The following is a 17,790-nucleotide window of genomic DNA, read 5'->3' on the forward strand; positions in this document are numbered from 1 at the left end:
TCAATAGTATCAAGGCATAGAATTAGTTTATAACGATAGATATTTTTCCCACAGTTTAATTACCGTCTAATTTTATCGAGGATTAGAAAGACATGTCCTTTGATAGAGAAAGAGAAATGCACACCGCAACATGCGGAGACTGTGGAAATGAATGTCAAGTACCATTCAAACCAAAAGACGATAGACCTGTTTATTGTAGAGAATGCTTCCAAAACCACAAACCAGCACCAAGATCTGGTGGCGGTAGATTTGGAGGATCAGGTGGAAGATCTGGCGGATATGGTGGCGACAGAGGCTCTAGATTTGGTAGACGAGACGATAGACCACGTGAAATGTTTGACGCAAAATGCGGAGACTGTGGAAATGATTGTCAAATACCATTCAAGCCAAAAGACGACAGACCTGTATATTGCAGAGACTGTTTCCAAAATCACAAACAACATTAGAAAATCGTTTTGAGTAATTTTCAAAACTACTTTATTTTATAACCCAAAGATTTAGAATCTTTCGATTTTGCCAAATGTTATTGAATGAGATTCCCTCAAGAAACCAAATAACTATTGGCATGATGGTTCAGATAGTACAAAAACAAGATCAACGTACAGGAAATTTGACTGATGGTAAAGTTAAGAGAATTCTCACTTCCAGTAACTTTCACCCCCATGGAATTAAAGTCGAATTGGATGGTGGAAAAATTGGTCGAGTCAGAAATCTCTTATTATGATGTAGACGAGAGTGAAACGAATTCTAGGCTTTACTTTGGCAGAAAAGCAAGTCTCTCGTCTATATTCTGTATGTAGTTATATCATTTAAAGATTGTATGAAGATATGAAAAATAACAGATAAACCTTTGATTATCTATGGTATTTTATGAGTGCAAATACTATTCGTAAAGCAAAGAAATTAGTTGAAAATGGGGGAGTAGTAAAAATTGATGATGACTTGTTCCAAATAAAATCTTCATCTGATCCTGAAAAATCTTATTTTGTAACATCTGATACTTGTGAATGTCCTGGATTCAAAAATTTCTATAAATTTCATCATGGTAAAGGTCTAAAAGCTAACTGTTCTCATTTAGAAGCCATTCGTATCTTCAAAAAAGAAACTGGCTAGTTTAATTTTTTCATATCTATTTTGCCAACAAATGCCTTGTTTTTTGTTATGATGATTGGGCGTAAAATTAATCCTGGGTATTTTACCATTAATTTGACAATCTGGTTTTCTGTTTTTTTACTATTCTCCAAATCTAGATCTTTGTACATTTTGTCTCTTTTTCTAAGAAGTTCAGATGGCTTTTTGCCTGTCATTTTGCATATTTTTTGAAGCTCTGTCTCTGTAAATGGATCTTTGAAAAAATCTCTTTTTTCAATATCTGCTTTCATTCTTTGAAATTCTGAAATTGTTTTTTTACAAGTAATACATGATGTTTTATGGAATATTTTCATTTTCTTTTCTTTATTTTATATGGTTTAAAAATTGTTCAGAAAAATAAGAAATGCTGTTATGCACAGCAAATTGATTTTTTGAAATCTTCTGAGTTTCTTTCAAAACTACACTCTTTGCATGCCTGCCAACTTCTCTTTTTAAGAATTGAAAATGATGATTCATAACTTATAGAATACATTTTTCCACCACATGCAGGACATTCCAATGGGATATCTATTTTCATTAATTTTTATTATATTATTTTGAATATAAGGCGCACGTAGAATTGATCAATCGTTCATTCTTCGGTTGGTTGATCTTTTTCTAATTGATTTTGATTGAATTGTTCTAGTATTTCTCTTGGAATTGAAATTATCTCCAAGTATGCTTTTCTTGCTTCTTCATATGTGCCACCATTTGCAATAATGCTGTCTCTTACACTTTGAGCCTCTTCAAAATTGTTTTTTGTAAAGTTCAATTGATTGATAATTAATTCTCTGACTTCTGGCTTTAGACTCTTGATATAATCTTCATATTGTAATCCCCCATATGTTCCTGTACCTACTCTGTATTCTTCGATTGCTTGATTTCTTAAATTCTCAGATATTCTTCTTTGCTGTTCTAAGAATATCTTTTCTTCATCTGGTTCTTGAGATTGTTTTTGTTCCTGTATTAACTCATTCAGTAATTTATGATAATATTTGAACAATGTTTGCCCTATTGGATTTTTTACAAAATCACTCTCATTTGAACTCAGATATTTTCTTGCTTCATCTGTGGATAATTTTTGTTGTAATTCTGACACTGGAGAATAGTCTCCATTTACTTGAAATTCAGTACTTGACATTCCTGTCATTCCATACCATGATGCTATTACATTCACTTTGTATATTCCTGGCACTCTCTGAAAATCTTTGAATTCCCCTCTGAATACTCCATCTGGATCTGTAAATGCTTTTGTTGTGTCTGCACCTGTTCTTATGAATACTTCAACCCCACGAGTAGGCTCATATGCGTGATTCACTACTCTGCCTGTTACTACAACAGTATCTCCTGGATTGACTGTTTTTTCCATCTCTACCTCTACAATGAATTCCCAAAGTTCTGCCTGCGAAGTTTGAATCGTTGAAAACAGCATCAAAAATGAAAATAACCCTACAATAATGGCTTTGTTTCTATACACATGGCTACATTTTGATTTGTACAGTTAAGATAAAGTATGAATTAAATTTCGCTCTTTTTCAATTTTTGTTGAGTAGTTTTATTGATTGAGACCTCCAAATCCTGTTAATTTTTCAATCCATACTACTTCTTAAACCCCAAAAATAATCTTATTTTGAATCATGGATTTGGAAAAATTCAGAAATGATGTTACTGAGATGACTGAAAAACTCTCAAAAAACCTTCACAAAAATGATGTCTCTAAACTAAACCATGTTAAAGAACAATTAATTGGAATGTATAAAAAAAATCTAGTTAAAATTAATCATTCTATTTTAGAATTAATCTGTGCTAGTAATTTAATTTCTCGAGGATATGATGTTGATGTGGAAAAAGATATCTCAGAAATCTTGGTTTGTGATATTTATGCAAAAAAAGGAGGAGGTGATACTATTATTGAAATCGAAACCGGTTTTACTCCGCCTGAACATGCAATGGATACTATAGATTATTTTGCTGCAAGAATAATGAGCAAAGTTGCAAGGTACAGTCAATACTGCTCCAAATTTTCTTTAGCGACTCCTGCAGTTGGTTTATTGCCAATCTCTAAAATTTTTCTATTGCCTCCTAATGCTCGTAACAAAGATGATGTGCAAAAAATTAAAGATCTTTGTGATCGCTATTACAAGAATCCTCCAATTCAATATGATGACATTTTAAATGCACATTTGCATTCAATTTATCTAATAAACATCGATAAAGGGTTTGCCAAGGAACTTGATCCTCAGGGGTATGTTGATTTAACTACCAATCTGCTTAATCGTAGTGAAGTGGTATACTGAATATGTTATTAGAGAGACAAAATTCAAATTCTCCTATGATTTAGTATTGGTAAGATGATTTGTGCTGCATGTGAGACAAGAAAACATTTTGAGTGTATTGACTGTATGAATAACCACAAGACCCATTTGTGCAGCTGTGATTGTCATGATGAGAATACCGAACCTCATGAAGTTGGGAACACTCATTAGATTTAATTTCTGAATTTCCTTTCAATTTCTTGAGCCATTGTTTCTAATTGACTAGTGTCCCCTAATTTTCGATATGTCAATTTTTCAATAGTTTTGATGATGCTGATAGCAGATCTATACTGTGGAATCTCTGGCTCGTTTAACTCTCCATACATTCCTATTCCATGTATGTCATTTTTCTTTGCAAATCCTAGTATGAGCCCATTAAATCCGGTAATGATGGATTTTTGAGGCGTAGTTTCTACATCTAATCCTTTCATCTGTTTTGTTAGTTCTTTTGACGTTGTGGTGATGAATGTTTTAGGATTTCTTTCAAAAATTCTATTTGTGTGAAACCCTCCTAATGTATAGATAAATTTTGCAGAATACTTTTTTGCCACCTCTATGACGTCTTGGCATAGCATGTTTAATTCATCATTACTTTGTGGTTGTCCTTTACCTCCTCCAAAAATTATTAGATCCTCGGTGTATTTGTATTCCCACTGCTCTTCTGGAAGATCAATGTATCCTCCTCTATCTATAATATATGTTGGAAAAAGTGTTTTTACTGTTCTGAATGTTTTTGTTCTAAGTGAATCATTGATGAAATTTATTACAATGCTCCCAACATTTCCCATATCCTGCATTGCTGCTATTATGATTGGTTTTTCTATGTTGGGCTCTATGTCTTGAATAAACTCCATAATTTAATTAAAAGTTAATGAATTTTAAACGTATGTTGCTATGAAATTTTTAGTGTATGAGATGCATTGTTATTAACTGTGATGACTATTCAAAGTAATAATTTTACCCTTTAGTAGAAACTATCATCATATTTTAACTCTTGTCTATTTTTGATTTTCTTTTTAATGATCGACAAAAATATGAAGATTCATAAGTCAAAAAAACTTTCTATCGACAAATTATGGAAACATCCATGGAAAACATCGGCACACTAGAGTATGTTCTTGACAAATATTCTAAAATTTGGAGTTGGAAGGTAACTGGTGATCGTGCAGTCAATATGATATCTAGGCTTGTTTCTGAAGCATGGTATGGCGAAAATATCAACGAAATAATTATTCCTGATAGTACTGAAACTGTAAAGCAATTAAAATTAATCATGGATAGATATCCTCTAGAAATTCTCTCTAAATCTATCTGGCAAAGGAAGATTGTAAAGACATATGCTCCAAAACCTGTCTTACCACCAATTAAATTAAAATTAAAACGCGCAAAAACTGGCGAGCAATTTAGAGGCAAACTTCTAAATTTCCAAAAAGAAGGGTTAGATTTTTTGTTAAAATCTGCTGGCAATGCATTACTGGCCGATGAAATGGGCCTTGGCAAGTGTGTGTTGGGTTCATCCTTGATCGAAGTTATTGATGGTCAAATTCCGATTGAGAATCTGTGGAAAGATTCTGTCATATTGGAACAGCATGAAGATGAGTGCTGGGCAAAACTATCAAAACCTATTACAGTACAAACATTTGATGGAAAAAAAATTATTGCTAAAAAAGTAAACAAAGTTTTCAGGCAGAGAATAGATGAAGGTGTTGTAAAAATTACTCTTGATGATGGTTCTGTTTTAGAATGTACTAAACGTCACAGGTTTCTTACTCCTGATGGATGGATGATGGCAAACAATCTGAATATTGATGATAGAGTTGCAGTTCCATCTATTACATTACATAAATCTAAACATGATCTTGATGTAGATTTGGCCGAACTGATGGCATGGCAACTTGCAGAAGGATATGAATATTTTGAGAATAAAAAATATGCTCATGGACGATTCTACAACTCTGATCAAGATATTCTGAAAAGAGTGCGTGAACTTGCAAAGAAATTTAACATTGATTTGCCATATCCTAAAAAAACTACTACTTCATATGTAATTGCTACAACTCGCTTGCATTCTTTATTTTCAAAATTTGGATACAATTGGGGCAAAAAATCTGCAGAGAAAATAATTCCTACACGTATTTTAGAATCCTCATTAACAACACAAAAGGCGTTTGTTCAGGCAATTTTTGATGCAGAAGGACATGTTGGAAAAACCCATTGTGAATTTTCGACTGCAAGCAAGTCCATTGCATACGGAATGCGTGATATATTGCGTCATTTTGGTATTTGGCTTCGTATTCATATATCTATGAAAAGTGCAACAAATGGGACAAAAATAAAACGACCTTATTTTGTTTGTACCTTTGGTGGGAATTCTGTAGATAAATTTGCTGCTCAATTCAAACTACAAACACGACGTAAACAACAAGCCTTGGAATTATTGGCAAAGAAACATCACAATACAAACATTGAGGGCATTCCATCACAGAAAATTGTTCAACAGATTGCAGATAAGGGAATTTCACTGCGTTCACTGCATCTTTCCACTCCGTACAAATATACTCAAGGTATGAGCAAAAATCTTGCATATTTTGTAATAGACAAACTAGAAAAGATAAACAATCATTCTCTTGCTTGCGACCTACAATCACTATCTTTAGAATCCATCAACTGGTGTCCAATCAAAACAATTGAGACAAAAAGATATTCAGGATATGTGTATGATCTTTCTGTACCTGAAACTCATAATTATGTAGTTAATGGTGTGATTACACATAACACTGTACAAACACTATCTTACTGTGCTACTGAAAAACAAACATTCCCAATTCTTGTTATTGCCCCACTTGTAACATTAAACAATTGGGAACGAGAAATTCAGAAATTTCTAAAGAAAAAAAGTAGAAATGGTCGAGTCATTGAATCTGACTCTCCAAGCGTTACTATAATTAGAACTGGCAAATCTCAAGAATTACCTGTAACTGACATTTATCTTATTAATTATGAATTACTTTTCAAAAGAAATAATGATCTATCCAAATTAGGAATTAAAACAATAGTCTGTGACGAAGTGCATAATCTAAGATCTAAAACAACGCAAAAATACAAAGCTGTGAAAAAGCTAGCAGCATTACCCTCGGTCTTGTATAGAATTGGTCTTTCTGGTACTCCAATTTATAATCGTGGTTCTGAAATTTGGCCTATTATTGATATTATCAAACCGGGATTATTGGGAAGTTTTAAGGAATTTTGTGAATACTTTTGTTATGTAAATGATAAAGGCAAAGCAATTGTTCTGGAAAATAAGCGCGCATCTTTAAGAAATGAGTTACAAAAACATGTAATGCTACGAAGAAAAAAATCTGATGTATTAAAGGAATTAAAAGACAAAGTTCGTTACAAAGAAGTAATCGCAGCAGATACTGATTTTTATCTTGAAGAACTAGACAAGATTTGGAAGAAAGTTGAAGCAGAACAAAAAGACGCTGATTCTGAATTCTCCAAATCTGCATCCTATAACAGAGCAATTCAAAGTGAACGACAAATTGCAGGTATTGCAAAACTTCCACATGTGATTAACTTTGTCAAAAATATTATGGAAATTGAAGAAAGTGTTGTTGTGTTTTGCCATCACAAGGTCATTCACAAATTATTAAATGAAAGTCTTCAAGAATTTTCTCCTGTTGCAATTATTGGTGGGCAATCTGACACACTAAGACAGGATCAGATAGACAAATTCCAAAGGGGTGAATCCAAATTAATGATTGCAGGTATTCGCGCAGGTAATGTTGGTATAAATTTGACCAGAGCTAAATATGTAATTTTTGCAGAGCTGGATTGGAGTCCTGCCATTCATAGACAAGCAGAAGACAGGTTACATAGAATAGGACAAAAGAATACCGTTTTTGCATATTATCTGATTGGTAATGGTACCTTAGATGATCATGTTGCAAATATTTTGGTTGATAAAAGCTATGAGATTGATGAAATTATGGACGAAACAAAAGAAAACTATGAAAACAAAGACAAAGCAGAACTCATCCTAGCTCAGATTCAAGACAAAATACGCTCAAAATAATTAAATTTCTAATTTGTATTTTAATTTAGATAGTTTTTCAACAATTTCTTCTTTTTTTGTTTGCTTTATTTGTAAGGCTTGTATTTCTTTTATGATTTCATCTAGCATGCTTAGAATTTCTACTGCATGATCTGTTTTTTCAAAATCTATGTTGTTAAATCCGTTGATTTCAGTTTTGTCTATCTCTTGAACTCCTTCCGGTAGAATCTCAAAAACTTTGACTATTTTATCTCCTTGTCTTTGCGGCGACATCAATATGAGTTGTTTTTTCCTTAATTTTTCAATGTCTTCTACCAATTCATTTTCTGAAATCTTTAGAATATCTACAATCTGAGTAATGTTACATGATTTTATTTGTAATAGTCTTAGTATTTTTGCCCATCTTGGAATGTTATCACTCCATAAAATCTCTCTTGCCATATTAGTGATGGAAAATGATCCATCTACATTTAGTGAAATCATTTTTCTATCTTTTAGTGTGGCAAGAGAGTCTAGGATTTTTCCAACTCCTAATCTTTTTAATTCTGAATTCTCCAAATTATTTTCATTAAATGTTCCATTTGCATTAATTGCTAAATGTAAAATCTCTAAATCTATAGTTCCTAATTTTCTCATGTTGTTGTTCCGTCTTTATGATTTATCATTCTTTCACATTAATTTTGTTCTTGAAGAATATATGTGGATTATGTCCAATTAATTCATGGTTCAATATGAACTTCCTAAATTACCTTACAAGTATGATGAATTAGAACCGTTCATTGACACTCAGACAATGAAAATTCATCACACAAAACATCATCAAGCTTATACTGATGGTCTAAACAAATCCCTTGAATCAATTGGTGGCGCATCTCATCCTCAATACATTTCATCTATTTTGTCTGATCTAAAATCGATTCCTGAATCGGGTAGAGGTGACATTAATTTTTTTGGTGGAGGTTATGAGAATCACAAATTGTTTTGGGATACGATGACTCCAAATAGCGATGGTACTCCTGGAGGGAAATTAGAAGATGCAATGGATGTTTACTATGGCAACTTTGAGAATTTTAAAAAAGTTTTTTCTGAACAAGCAATATCAATTAAAGGTAGTGGTTGGTGCTGGTTAGTTTTTAATTCAACCTTTAACAAAATAGAGATTATCCTAACCTCTAATCAAGACAGTCCTTGGACTTTACAAAAGCATCCTTTATTGGGATTGGATGTTTGGGAGCATGCATATTACCTAAAACATCAAAACAAAAGACTTGATTATGTAGAATCCTGGTGGAATGTAGTTAATTGGGATTATGTTGGCAATAGATTCTCTGAACTTACTGACTGATTTGGACAAATTCGTTTAAAGAAAATTTGTATTTTCTAATATGAACAAGAGTCTAAGACACATTACAATTCTTTCATAACATGTTTGTATTGTATAGTTGTAGAATAACTATGTGGAATAATGTGGCGTTTTAAATAATATATATTTTTCATTGATAAACAAACCCGTATGGATTATCAGAATACAATATGTTCATGTTGTATACTTCGTCTATGCTCTAAATGTAAAACATAAACACAAATCAGATTAATTTGCTGTCTGTATTTTTTTGCAATCTCTTTTTTTGATATTTGATTGAAGTTTTTTTATTTCTGTATTTGTGTTCTATGTGTTAAGAATCATGTTATGGCTTATACGTCCTTGAAATTATTTTCCTGTAATGAATTTCAAAGACGCAATAACAGCATTGAGTATGATTACAGTATTGTCAATCATTTCATTTTCTGTATTACAACAAAATACATTTGCTGAACCCCAATACAAATACGCTGACGATGTAAATGTTGTTACGACATTTACATTTCGTGACGGAGTAGAGATTTACAAATATCCTGTATTTGTAATGCTTAATGATTTTGCAGAAAACTCATTCACAGAATTTAGACTGCAAGGTACAGTTGATCCATCACCACTTCTCAATAAAGCTCTAGATGAGACTTTCAAACACAAGCAGAATAAGAATAGCGGCATTGACTGGAACTCTAAATATTTCAGCGTTACAGCTGATTTTATTAAAAATGGAACCTCAATCAAAAAACTCGACTATTATGACTGTAAAATCACTGACTATCGTGTAACCACACTTCATGACGGTCAGGATTCATACATCTCATCATCAAGTGGATTTGCCATTGTTAATTCCATCGATTTTATTTGTAGTGGTATTGATCTGGTAACACCAAACAAACTTCCATACAAAACATCATTTACGACAACCGATTATGGCATGACTTCATTTAAGTTCAAAGAAGATGTTCGCACATTTGTAACATTTGAGTTTGACAAGGGTATGGAAAAGATCGAGTTTCCAGTATTTCATCTGACATCTGGTTATGCGGAAGATACACGAAACACATCTGTTGGCTTTACGGTAGAAGGAGTAGTCGGCAATCATTCTCTGCTAAATGATGCAATTGAAAATGCACGCAAGGTCTCAGGAATTAAACATGGTATAAACACTGACTTTGAAGCATCTGTCCAATTTGTTTCTGGAGATAAGGTTCTACGCGAGTTTGACTTTAATGATTGTCGTATAGACTCTTACATGCTTACCACTCTATTTGACAAGGAGGAAGGATTTACTGGAAAAAGTGGATTTGCACATGTTGATGACATTGATGTCGAGTGCGCCGGACTGTCTCCAAAAAATACTATGTATGAGAAGATGATCAAAGAAGTATCTTGGAAGAACACTTTATTGGAACACAAAACCACTCCACATGAATTTCCTATTGGTAATGGTCCTAGGGCAGTTGCCACATTCACATATATGAACGGAGTTGAGACAATTGACTTTCCAATGTTTATCCAAGGTGACGTGCTTGTAAACTCAAATCCAACATTTACAGTACAAGGCATGGTTAAGGATACTCCAATGTTGTACAAGAGAGCAGATAATAATCTGGAAATGACAAGTTCAACTGGGACAAATCCAATGCTTGAGTTGTTTAATGTAGACATTCAGCTTATACTTGGCGAAGAGTCTGTACGCGGTTTCAACTACGCTGATTGTAGAGTGGTAGACTATGAAGTTCAAACAATAAGAAATGGTGAGGAAAATTACTTCAAAACATTTTCCCTGTCCAATACATTTGAGTTTGAATGCCTTGGTTACCAACCATATGATCCGGTAGCTGAAAGTATGTCAAAGATGCATAAAAAAGCAGTTACTGAAAATACAAGTGATATTAGAAAAACCCATTCATGGGGTCCTGACTTTCACGTACAGTAATTCATTTTTTTATTTTTTTATTTTAAATATTTTCTGAATGATATTGCGTTGTCTTTATGGTTAGTATTGAAATTTTTGTTTTGATGTTTTACATTGTAATTCTTTCATAACATGTTTGTATTGTGTAGTTGTAGAATAACTATGTGGAATAATGTATCCTTTTAAATGTGGATATTTTCTACTCATAACGAATCAGTATGGCAAACAACTCAAAATTTGCAATAATTGGAGCCGTAATTGCTGCAATCATTGTAGTAGGTGTAGTTGCATTTGTTAGTGTTCCAACCAACACCGTTTCTGAAGAAACATCTGCACCAAACATGGTTTCTGAAGAAACTCCTGTACTCACAATCTATTCTGGAAGAGCCGAAACACTAGTCGGACCCATAATTGAAAAATTTGAACAGGAAACAGGTATTGACGCTCAAGTTAGATATGGCAGTACTGCAGAGCTAGCACTTGCAATCTTAGAAGAGGGACAAAACAGTCCTGCAGATATTTACTTTGCACAGGATGCAGGCGCTCTTGGAGCTCTTTCCAAAGAAGACCGTCTATTGAAAATCTCTCCATCGGTACTAAGTCTGGTGGATTCTGATTTTAATTCACTAGATGGTGAATGGATTGGCATTACTGGAAGAGCAAGAGTTGTGGATTACAATACAGACCTAGTGTCTCCATCCGAACTACCTGACTCTATTTGGGGATTCTTAGAACCAAAATGGAAAGGTAAGATAGGCTGGTCTCCACAAAATGGCTCATTTCAGTCATTTGTTACTGCACTTAGAGTCTTGGAAGGCGAAGACAGAGCCAGACAATGGCTAGAAGGAATAATGGCAAATGAACCAGTAGTATATTCTGGCAACACCCCTATCGTTGAAGCACTTGGACGTGGAGAGATACATGTTGGCTTTGTAAATAACTATTATTTACAAAAATTTACTAGTCAAAATCCATCATATCCAGTAGCACACCACTATACAAAGGCAGATGCAGGTTCAATGATCAATGTTGCAGGCGTAGGTATAGTTGACACTACAAGTGACAAAGCACTTGCAGAGCGTTTCATACAATACATGCTAAGTGACAGCGCACAAACGTACTATGCAACAAGCACATACGAATATCCTTTGACAAAGAATGCACAGGTGGCTGGCTCACAAATACCAATTGGACAAATAGATCATCCAGAAGTGGATCTGAACAAGTTAGATGACCTAGAAGGTACATTGACTTTGTTAAAAGATATAAGAGCATTGTAGAGATCCATGATAATTGGTTTTGTTGAATTTTAAGCCGTTCAACCGTGAACATGTCAGAGCTCCCTTTCTTTTTATCATAGTTGGAATCATTGTTGCTTTTGCAATGATGCTCCCATTGGCATATTTGGGAATTCGAGCATCAGAAGCAGGTACTGATGCAATACATGCTCTTGTTTCTTTTCGCACATTGGAAGTTTTTACAAATAGTGCAGTTCTTGCACTTGTTGTAACTGCATTATCTGCTGTGATTGCAGTAGTTGGCGCATTTTTGACTGTGAGAACTGATCTTCCCGCAAAAAAGTTTTGGTCAGTTATTTTTGTACTACCACTTGCTATTCCAAGTTTTGTTGGAAGTTTTGCTCTTATTGCAACTTTTGCTCCAAGAGGAAGTGTTGTTCACAATCTTCTTCTACCTTTGGGAATAGATGCACTTCCATCCATATATGGATGGCCCGGCGCAATCATTGCTCTGACCATTTTCACATACCCTTATGTTTTTTTGACTACTAGAACAAGTCTACGTGGAATGGATCCTGCTCTTGAAGATGTATCAAGATCACTAGGGTATGGAGTATTGTCTACGATTCGTAGAGTTACTTTGCCTCATCTCTATCCTTCAATTGCAGCTGGCTCTTTACTTGTGGCATTTTATGTTTTGAGTGACTTTGGCACTCCTGCACTTATGAGATTTGATTCTTTTACAAGAATAATCTATGTTGAATACCAATTAGCATTTGACCGTGTATCTTCTGCAATTCTATCTCTTCTTCTTGTGGCTTTTGTTGGAGTTATATTATATCTTGAACATCGCATTAGGAGTAAAGCAAAATATTATAGTTTAGGACCTGGGGCAAAACGCCAACCTGCTATATTGCCTTTGGGACGCTGGAAGGGACCTGCTATTGCTTTTTGTTGCACTATTGCAACTCTAGGAATTTTCATTCCAGTAGGTGTCTTGCTTTATTGGTTTTTCCAAGGAGTTGTAGCAGGAGAAATATTTCCTGACATACTGGAAATTACCCTGAATACTGTATATGTAGCTGCTCTGGCCACTTTGGTTATAGTTTCACTTGCAGTACCGATGGCATTGTTATCAGTCAGATTCCCAAGCAAGTCTACTAGTTTTATAGAAAGAATCTCTTATCTTGGATTTGCAATGCCTGGAATAGTAGTGGCATTATCTCTGGTGTCTTTTGGCGCAAAACACCTTCCAGCATTATATCAGTCTATGAGTATGCTAGTTTTTGCATACGTGATACTCTTTATTCCTTTGTCAATAGGTGCAATTCGCACTTCGCTATTACAAATAAGTCCAAGAATGGAAGAGGCAGCAAAATCTCTTGGATCTAATGCAAGCAGGACGTTGTTTACAGTAACAATACCCATGATAAAGACCGGATTGTTGTCAGGTGCCGCACTGGTAATTCTTACGATTATGAAGGAATTACCTGCCACGCTTTTACTCTCTCCTATAGAGTTTAAGACTCTGGCCACGCAGGTCTGGACAGGTTCAGAAAACGCATCGTTCTCGTACGCTGCTTTACCTGCCTTGATATTGATAGCAATTTCGGCAATTTCAGTAACTCTTATACTCTCACAGGATAAAGTGGTTGCAAGGAGATAGCTGAATGTCTTACAAAAAATACTTTGGTGTATCTGGATTAAAAATTATTGGAATTCATGGTGTAGTCAAACATTTAGGCAAAGAGAATATTGCTGCAGTTGATGATCTAAATTTAGAAGTTAACCGAGGACAAATCCTCACAATTTTAGGTCCAAGTGGTTGCGGTAAAACTACTACTCTGCGACTTGTTGCAGGGTTTGAATCTCCTGATGCCGGTGTAGTTTTAATTAATGGTATTTCTGTAGCTGGAAATGGAACATTTGTTCCACCTGAAAAAAGAAACGTCGGTATTGTATTGCAAGAATTTGCATTGTTTCCTCACATGAACGTTAAACAGAACATTGCCTTTGGTCTGATTGGTATGAATAGAAATGAATCTAATTTGAGAGTAAAAGCCATGATTGATTTGACTGGACTTGAGGGTCTTGAAGAGCGTTATCCACATCAGTTATCTGGAGGACAACAACAAAGAGTGGCATTAGCAAGAGCCTTAGCTCCGTCACCATCAATAGTTTTACTTGATGAGCCTTTTGCCAATATAGATCCTGATTTACGTTCACGTGTTAGAATTGATTTAAAACGTATATTGAAAGATGCAGGTGTTACTGCAATATTTGTTACACATGATCAAGAGGAAGCATTTTCAATTGCAGACAGAATTGTCGTAATGAACAAAGGTAAGGTACACCAGATTGGCACTCCTATGGAAATATATCACAATCCAAACGATCGTTTTGTAGCAGAGTTTGTTGGACATGCTGATTTTATTTCTGGCAAGATTCGCTCTGCAAAAATTATCACTGAAATAAGTGAGTTTTCATTAAATAATGATAATGTAATTGATGGTGAAGATGTACATATCATGCTCCGACCTAGTGATATAGATATAGTTCCAACAGATCTTGGTATTGGAACTATTGATTCTGTAGAATTTAGAGGTCATGAGGTGCTATACTCAATCAAGCTAAAATCTGGTCAGATAATACACAGTTCTCAGCGTTCATCTTATGTCTCTGAAGTAGGTACATCAGTAAATGTTATCATACATTCCAAACATCTTACTGTATTCAAGGCTGATGGAGTTTCCATCAAAAATGAGATTCCAATTACTATCTAGATTTCATCCCAATTATCAAACACTAGATATCTTTTGAATTGTTTTCCAAATAAATAAACAGAGGCTGACTGATTTGGACAAATTCTTTTAAAGAAAAATTTGTATTTTCTAATATGAACAAGAGTCTAAGATACATTGCAATTCTTGCAATCCTTCCTCTGTTTACTACAGGACTGACAACTGATTACTTTACAGATGCTGAGGCAATCAAATCCAAAGGCACTGCAACGTCACAATATGGTTCTAGTACTGATGTCTGTGGATTACAGTTATGTTCTGAAATTCCAGGCGGTAAATCTGCTTGGATGGCAGAAAAAAACAAATCAACTCCTGCAGCACCAGTCGAAAAAGTTCCTGAGAAGGTCATGAAAATGGACGAGTCTATGAAAAAAGATTCACTCATGATGGAAGAAACTATGATGGAACAAGAGACTGAAACAGATATGGATTCTGTACTTAGATTATCAAGAGCAAATGTTCCAGCAACAATACCTCTGCATCATGGATACTATGATGGTGGTGATGTTTATTTTATCATCACTGACTCTAGTGATCCAACTCATGCAGATCTCATAACAAAAAATCAAGGATGGAAAGTTGAACTTGCTCCATTATTGAAGAATGCTCCACAGGATGCCCTCTCAAAAACCTACATGTTCACCAACGGTGTTCAAGGAATGGGTGTTCATGGATTCCAAGATGAAGTATTCACCAGTACGCCTGCACAAGCAGAAATGTACAGCGCATTAACTTCGCATGTTCACGTAACATGGAATGATGGTGCAACTCCACGAATTCTAGATTCTGAAGAAATGATTATGAGTGCAGCTGATAAAAAAGAAATTACATTAACTGAAGTTAGTGTTGTTTTGAACATGCCACAAATAGTTTGGCCTGAGGGTCAGATGTTAGTCAAAGAGGACAAAACTTTGACTGATGAAACACCATACGGTGGTGGACAAGTTCTTGATATTGATACAGAAGAGATGACTGTAACTTTCATTGCTCATCGTGGTTGGGGTCCAGATGGTAGAACAATCTATTACATTGTAACAGATGCTACTCCCAGTGATCCTGCAGGCATGATGGGTGTTGTTAGTTCACCAACCTCTGCAAAATTAATTGCAAATTCAGCAGCAGTTGACTTGTTTCAATTCAAAAATGGTCTGAAAGGTACTGGTCCTATGGGATTCCAACCTGGAATTGCAGCAGGAGCTCCCGGTGATGCAAACTATTCTCCCATGTGGAGAATTTTCATGACAGGATGGAATGATCCTGCAGAAGCACAATTGCTTGAAACCATTGATGATTTGAATGCATACAAGGAATCTGGCTTGATAGACATTGGTATTGCGCGTCCAATGGATAGTGACCATATAGTTAACTGTCCATTTATTGATCCATTCCAATAAAATCAAAACCTTTTTTTATTTTTTTAAATTCTTTACATTTGTTAATTATTTTTAAAAAATTGTTACATATTTTCAGAGAATCAACTATGTGCTTTATCTCTGAGTATGAGAATAGTATAACATGAGTATAGCTGGAATGTATATGTTGAACTCTCCAAAGTACAATGAGAATAAAATTAGTAAAGCTCTTGACATGTTGTACGTTGATAGGAAAAATGAGTTTAGAGAATTATCTCATGTGCTTTTAACTGAAAAAGCGCTAAAATCGATGCCAAATTGGAAGGAGTTTGTTTTAAATTTCAGTTTGGATGTGGATGATGCTTTTAAGACATGGTCTGGACAAAACTCATTGTCTGTTAGTTCTCCTCAAAAGGCTTTGACTATTCTACGGCAACTTGGCCATGATAAAACATCAATGAATCAACTAGCTCACTTGCTGAACATATCATATAACCTGTCTTTGGAATTCAAAGAGATCTATAGACGTCTAAAATAATCTCTTTTTTCTAATCTTAATACCTAAATTTGATTATTACACATGATTTGTAATGGATTTCATGTTGGAAGAAGAATTGATAGATTTAATGACGTTCTGTCTTCAAAACTTTGACTCTATAGAAATATCTGAAAAGCATAAAAGAATTACTGAGATTGGACATGAATTGTATTCTGATGGTGGTGTTGATGCTTTGGAGAATTTTTTCTTCGTATTGAAAAATAGGATCACTCAAGAAATAGAAAAAGATCCATCCCCAATGCGCTGCCTATGGAATGGCCTTACTAGTGAATGGCAGTACTAAACTTCTCGTGAGAATTTTATCCGCTGCCAATTCTGAATATGGCAGTACTGCATTTTGGGCATGTGCCTTTTATTGCTGGTTTGCCATTTTTCATGGTGTATGGTTTAGCGCCTCCGATTTCTCGTTTGTCTCGGCACTTTACACAATATCCTATTGTCATACACGTATTAGGCTCAAGGTTATATTAGCGAAGACTTGTTGAACTTTTTTTACTATTAGACAAACCTCTGATCTTAATTATTGTGTTACAGAACAACTTTTTTCGTATAGGGTGCAATCATGATCATTTTCAGGAACAAATTCTTCGTATTTTTTAAATATTGATACTATTTTCATCTAAAATTATTTCATCCATTTCTTAACTTACATTGATTGTCAATTCTACATTATTGGATAATGCACTGTGGTCTTTAAACCCTGACCAAACAAAAATTTCTGCAGTAAATTTGCCAGGATCTTTTGGTGACCATGACAATGATGGACTAAGTTTTTGATCTGGTGTTAACTGTCCACTAATCCACCCCAATGATACCACTATCCTTGATTCATTTTTTATCTGAACAAGATATATGAAATTCTGGGATTTTTCTTGATGATTTGTAATGTCTGCTGAAATCTGAACTTGTTGGCCTGCGTTTATGTTTCCTATCATAGGTGCTCCAAATGCATTTTCTAATCTTGGATTCACAATTGATCCTCTTTCTAATTCACTTAGTGCAAATGCCGGAGTGATACTTATTGTGATCATCAAAATGATCAGAACCATGATGCCTTTAATCCAC

Annotated in this window: 20 protein-coding genes; 13 read left to right on the plus strand and 7 right to left on the minus strand. The window is 34.6% G+C overall.

Annotated elements, in window-relative coordinates; genetic code table 11:
• Positions 1–92: 92 nt before the first annotated feature.
• The 3 genes from WDZ98_RS01645 to WDZ98_RS01655 all read left to right on the plus strand — a co-directional run bounded on the left by WDZ98_RS01645 (position 93) and on the right by WDZ98_RS01655 (position 1,113).
• Positions 93–446 (plus strand): CxxC-x17-CxxC domain-containing protein, encoded by a 354-nt coding sequence (locus tag WDZ98_RS01645; RefSeq protein ID WP_368058220.1) that lies wholly within the window; start codon positions 93–95, stop codon positions 444–446.
• Between the two features lie 80 nt (positions 447–526).
• Positions 527–724 (plus strand): YwbE family protein, encoded by a 198-nt coding sequence (locus WDZ98_RS01650; protein ID WP_368058218.1) that lies wholly within the window; start codon positions 527–529, stop codon positions 722–724.
• A gap of 146 nt (positions 725–870) precedes the next feature.
• A complete protein-coding gene (locus WDZ98_RS01655; protein WP_368058216.1) occupies positions 871–1,113 on the plus strand; it encodes a hypothetical protein in 243 nt (80 codons plus the stop codon).
• Here the strand turns inward: WDZ98_RS01655 and WDZ98_RS01660 are convergent.
• The 3 genes from WDZ98_RS01660 to WDZ98_RS01670 are packed head-to-tail and all read right to left on the minus strand — an operon-like array spanning position 1,110 to position 2,563.
• A complete protein-coding gene (locus WDZ98_RS01660; protein ID WP_368058214.1) occupies positions 1,110–1,445 on the minus strand; it encodes an arsenate reductase family protein in 336 nt (111 codons plus the stop codon). The two genes, WDZ98_RS01655 and WDZ98_RS01660, sit on opposite strands and share 4 nt — an antisense overlap.
• Before the next feature lie 56 nt (positions 1,446–1,501).
• The gene (locus WDZ98_RS01665) at positions 1,502–1,669 is read right to left on the minus strand and encodes a hypothetical protein (protein ID WP_368058212.1); all 168 of its coding nucleotides are present in this window, start codon (positions 1,667–1,669) and stop codon (positions 1,502–1,504) included.
• A 54-nt stretch (positions 1,670–1,723) separates the two neighbouring features.
• Positions 1,724–2,563 carry a carboxypeptidase regulatory-like domain-containing protein gene (locus tag WDZ98_RS01670; RefSeq protein ID WP_368058210.1) on the minus strand — a complete coding sequence of 280 codons (840 nt, stop codon included), beginning with the start codon at positions 2,561–2,563 and terminating at the stop codon, positions 1,724–1,726.
• A 205-nt stretch (positions 2,564–2,768) separates the two neighbouring features.
• On the opposite strand from WDZ98_RS01670, the gene WDZ98_RS01675 reads away from it, so the two are divergent.
• Positions 2,769–3,428 carry a hypothetical protein gene (locus tag WDZ98_RS01675; protein WP_368058208.1) on the plus strand — a complete coding sequence of 220 codons (660 nt, stop codon included), beginning with the start codon at positions 2,769–2,771 and terminating at the stop codon, positions 3,426–3,428.
• 191 nt (positions 3,429–3,619) lie between these two features.
• Here the strand turns inward: WDZ98_RS01675 and WDZ98_RS01680 are convergent, their stop codons facing one another.
• Positions 3,620–4,300, minus strand: a complete 681-nt coding sequence (locus tag WDZ98_RS01680) for a PAC2 family protein (protein ID WP_368058206.1) — start codon at positions 4,298–4,300, stop codon at positions 3,620–3,622.
• Positions 4,301–4,521: 221 nt separating this feature from the next.
• Here WDZ98_RS01680 and WDZ98_RS01685 point away from each other — a divergent pair, with 221 nt between their 5' ends.
• Complete coding sequence (locus WDZ98_RS01685; protein WP_368060906.1) at positions 4,522–7,521, plus strand: SNF2-related protein; 3,000 nt, start codon at positions 4,522–4,524, stop codon at positions 7,519–7,521.
• On the opposite strand, the gene WDZ98_RS01690 is transcribed toward WDZ98_RS01685, so the two are convergent.
• On the minus strand, positions 7,522–8,136 hold the full coding sequence (locus tag WDZ98_RS01690; RefSeq protein WP_368058202.1) for a hypothetical protein: 615 nt from the start codon (positions 8,134–8,136) through the stop codon (positions 7,522–7,524).
• A gap of 85 nt (positions 8,137–8,221) precedes the next feature.
• Between WDZ98_RS01690 and WDZ98_RS01695 the strand changes: the two genes are divergently transcribed.
• The 8 genes from WDZ98_RS01695 to WDZ98_RS01730 all read left to right on the plus strand — a co-directional run bounded on the left by WDZ98_RS01695 (position 8,222) and on the right by WDZ98_RS01730 (position 17,008).
• Complete coding sequence (locus WDZ98_RS01695) at positions 8,222–8,845, plus strand: superoxide dismutase (RefSeq protein WP_368058200.1); 624 nt, start codon at positions 8,222–8,224, stop codon at positions 8,843–8,845.
• A gap of 379 nt (positions 8,846–9,224) precedes the next feature.
• Positions 9,225–10,796 carry a hypothetical protein gene (locus WDZ98_RS01700; protein ID WP_368058198.1) on the plus strand — a complete coding sequence of 524 codons (1,572 nt, stop codon included), beginning with the start codon at positions 9,225–9,227 and terminating at the stop codon, positions 10,794–10,796.
• Positions 10,797–10,993: 197 nt separating this feature from the next.
• Positions 10,994–12,055, plus strand: coding sequence for an iron ABC transporter substrate-binding protein (locus WDZ98_RS01705; RefSeq protein WP_368058196.1), 1,062 nt, complete (start codon positions 10,994–10,996; stop codon positions 12,053–12,055).
• Positions 12,056–12,074: 19 nt separating this feature from the next.
• Positions 12,075–13,679, plus strand: a complete 1,605-nt coding sequence (locus WDZ98_RS01710) for an ABC transporter permease (protein ID WP_368058194.1) — start codon at positions 12,075–12,077, stop codon at positions 13,677–13,679.
• Positions 13,680–13,683: 4 nt separating this feature from the next.
• Positions 13,684–14,796 carry an ABC transporter ATP-binding protein gene (locus WDZ98_RS01715; protein ID WP_368058192.1) on the plus strand — a complete coding sequence of 371 codons (1,113 nt, stop codon included), beginning with the start codon at positions 13,684–13,686 and terminating at the stop codon, positions 14,794–14,796.
• 113 nt (positions 14,797–14,909) lie between these two features.
• Positions 14,910–16,208: a hypothetical protein gene (locus WDZ98_RS01720; protein WP_368058190.1), complete on the plus strand. Its 1,299-nt coding sequence runs from the start codon at positions 14,910–14,912 to the stop codon at positions 16,206–16,208.
• Positions 16,209–16,329: 121 nt separating this feature from the next.
• Complete coding sequence (locus tag WDZ98_RS01725; RefSeq protein WP_368058188.1) at positions 16,330–16,704, plus strand: hypothetical protein; 375 nt, start codon at positions 16,330–16,332, stop codon at positions 16,702–16,704.
• A 52-nt stretch (positions 16,705–16,756) separates the two neighbouring features.
• Positions 16,757–17,008: a hypothetical protein gene (locus WDZ98_RS01730; RefSeq protein ID WP_368058186.1), complete on the plus strand. Its 252-nt coding sequence runs from the start codon at positions 16,757–16,759 to the stop codon at positions 17,006–17,008.
• 16 nt (positions 17,009–17,024) lie between these two features.
• Here the strand turns inward: WDZ98_RS01730 and WDZ98_RS01735 are convergent, their stop codons facing one another.
• Both WDZ98_RS01735 and WDZ98_RS01740 read right to left on the minus strand, forming a co-directional pair.
• Positions 17,025–17,168 carry a DUF5679 domain-containing protein gene (locus WDZ98_RS01735; protein WP_368058184.1) on the minus strand — a complete coding sequence of 48 codons (144 nt, stop codon included), beginning with the start codon at positions 17,166–17,168 and terminating at the stop codon, positions 17,025–17,027.
• A gap of 198 nt (positions 17,169–17,366) precedes the next feature.
• On the minus strand, positions 17,367–17,774 hold the full coding sequence (locus WDZ98_RS01740; protein WP_368058182.1) for a hypothetical protein: 408 nt from the start codon (positions 17,772–17,774) through the stop codon (positions 17,367–17,369).
• Positions 17,775–17,790: the final 16 nt, after the last annotated feature.

The organism is Candidatus Nitrosopumilus sp. (assembly GCF_040878665.1).
GTDB lineage: Archaea > Thermoproteota > Nitrososphaeria > Nitrososphaerales > Nitrosopumilaceae > Nitrosopumilus.

Excerpts from the sequence above, each read along its gene's own strand:
- WDZ98_RS01645 (WP_368058220.1), top strand. The coding sequence starts at position 93 with ATGTCCTTTGATAGAGAAAGAGAAATGCACACCGCAACATGCGGAGAC.
- WDZ98_RS01655 (WP_368058216.1), top strand. The coding sequence starts at position 871 with ATGAGTGCAAATACTATTCGTAAAGCAAAGAAATTAGTTGAAAATGGG.
- WDZ98_RS01660 (WP_368058214.1), bottom strand. The coding sequence starts at position 1,445 with ATGAAAATATTCCATAAAACATCATGTATTACTTGTAAAAAAACAATT.
- WDZ98_RS01665 (WP_368058212.1), bottom strand. The coding sequence starts at position 1,669 with ATGAAAATAGATATCCCATTGGAATGTCCTGCATGTGGTGGAAAAATG.
- WDZ98_RS01670 (WP_368058210.1), bottom strand. The coding sequence starts at position 2,563 with ATGCTGTTTTCAACGATTCAAACTTCGCAGGCAGAACTTTGGGAATTC.
- WDZ98_RS01675 (WP_368058208.1), top strand. The coding sequence starts at position 2,769 with ATGGATTTGGAAAAATTCAGAAATGATGTTACTGAGATGACTGAAAAA.
- WDZ98_RS01680 (WP_368058206.1), bottom strand. The coding sequence starts at position 4,300 with ATGGAGTTTATTCAAGACATAGAGCCCAACATAGAAAAACCAATCATA.
- WDZ98_RS01685 (WP_368060906.1), top strand. The coding sequence starts at position 4,522 with ATGGAAACATCCATGGAAAACATCGGCACACTAGAGTATGTTCTTGAC.
- WDZ98_RS01690 (WP_368058202.1), bottom strand. The coding sequence starts at position 8,136 with ATGAGAAAATTAGGAACTATAGATTTAGAGATTTTACATTTAGCAATT.
- WDZ98_RS01695 (WP_368058200.1), top strand. The coding sequence starts at position 8,222 with ATGGTTCAATATGAACTTCCTAAATTACCTTACAAGTATGATGAATTA.
- WDZ98_RS01700 (WP_368058198.1), top strand. The coding sequence starts at position 9,225 with ATGAATTTCAAAGACGCAATAACAGCATTGAGTATGATTACAGTATTG.
- WDZ98_RS01705 (WP_368058196.1), top strand. The coding sequence starts at position 10,994 with ATGGCAAACAACTCAAAATTTGCAATAATTGGAGCCGTAATTGCTGCA.
- WDZ98_RS01715 (WP_368058192.1), top strand. The coding sequence starts at position 13,684 with ATGTCTTACAAAAAATACTTTGGTGTATCTGGATTAAAAATTATTGGA.
- WDZ98_RS01720 (WP_368058190.1), top strand. The coding sequence starts at position 14,910 with ATGAACAAGAGTCTAAGATACATTGCAATTCTTGCAATCCTTCCTCTG.
- WDZ98_RS01725 (WP_368058188.1), top strand. The coding sequence starts at position 16,330 with ATGAGTATAGCTGGAATGTATATGTTGAACTCTCCAAAGTACAATGAG.
- WDZ98_RS01730 (WP_368058186.1), top strand. The coding sequence starts at position 16,757 with ATGGATTTCATGTTGGAAGAAGAATTGATAGATTTAATGACGTTCTGT.
- WDZ98_RS01735 (WP_368058184.1), bottom strand. The coding sequence starts at position 17,168 with ATGACAATAGGATATTGTGTAAAGTGCCGAGACAAACGAGAAATCGGA.
- WDZ98_RS01740 (WP_368058182.1), bottom strand. The coding sequence starts at position 17,774 with ATGGTTCTGATCATTTTGATGATCACAATAAGTATCACTCCGGCATTT.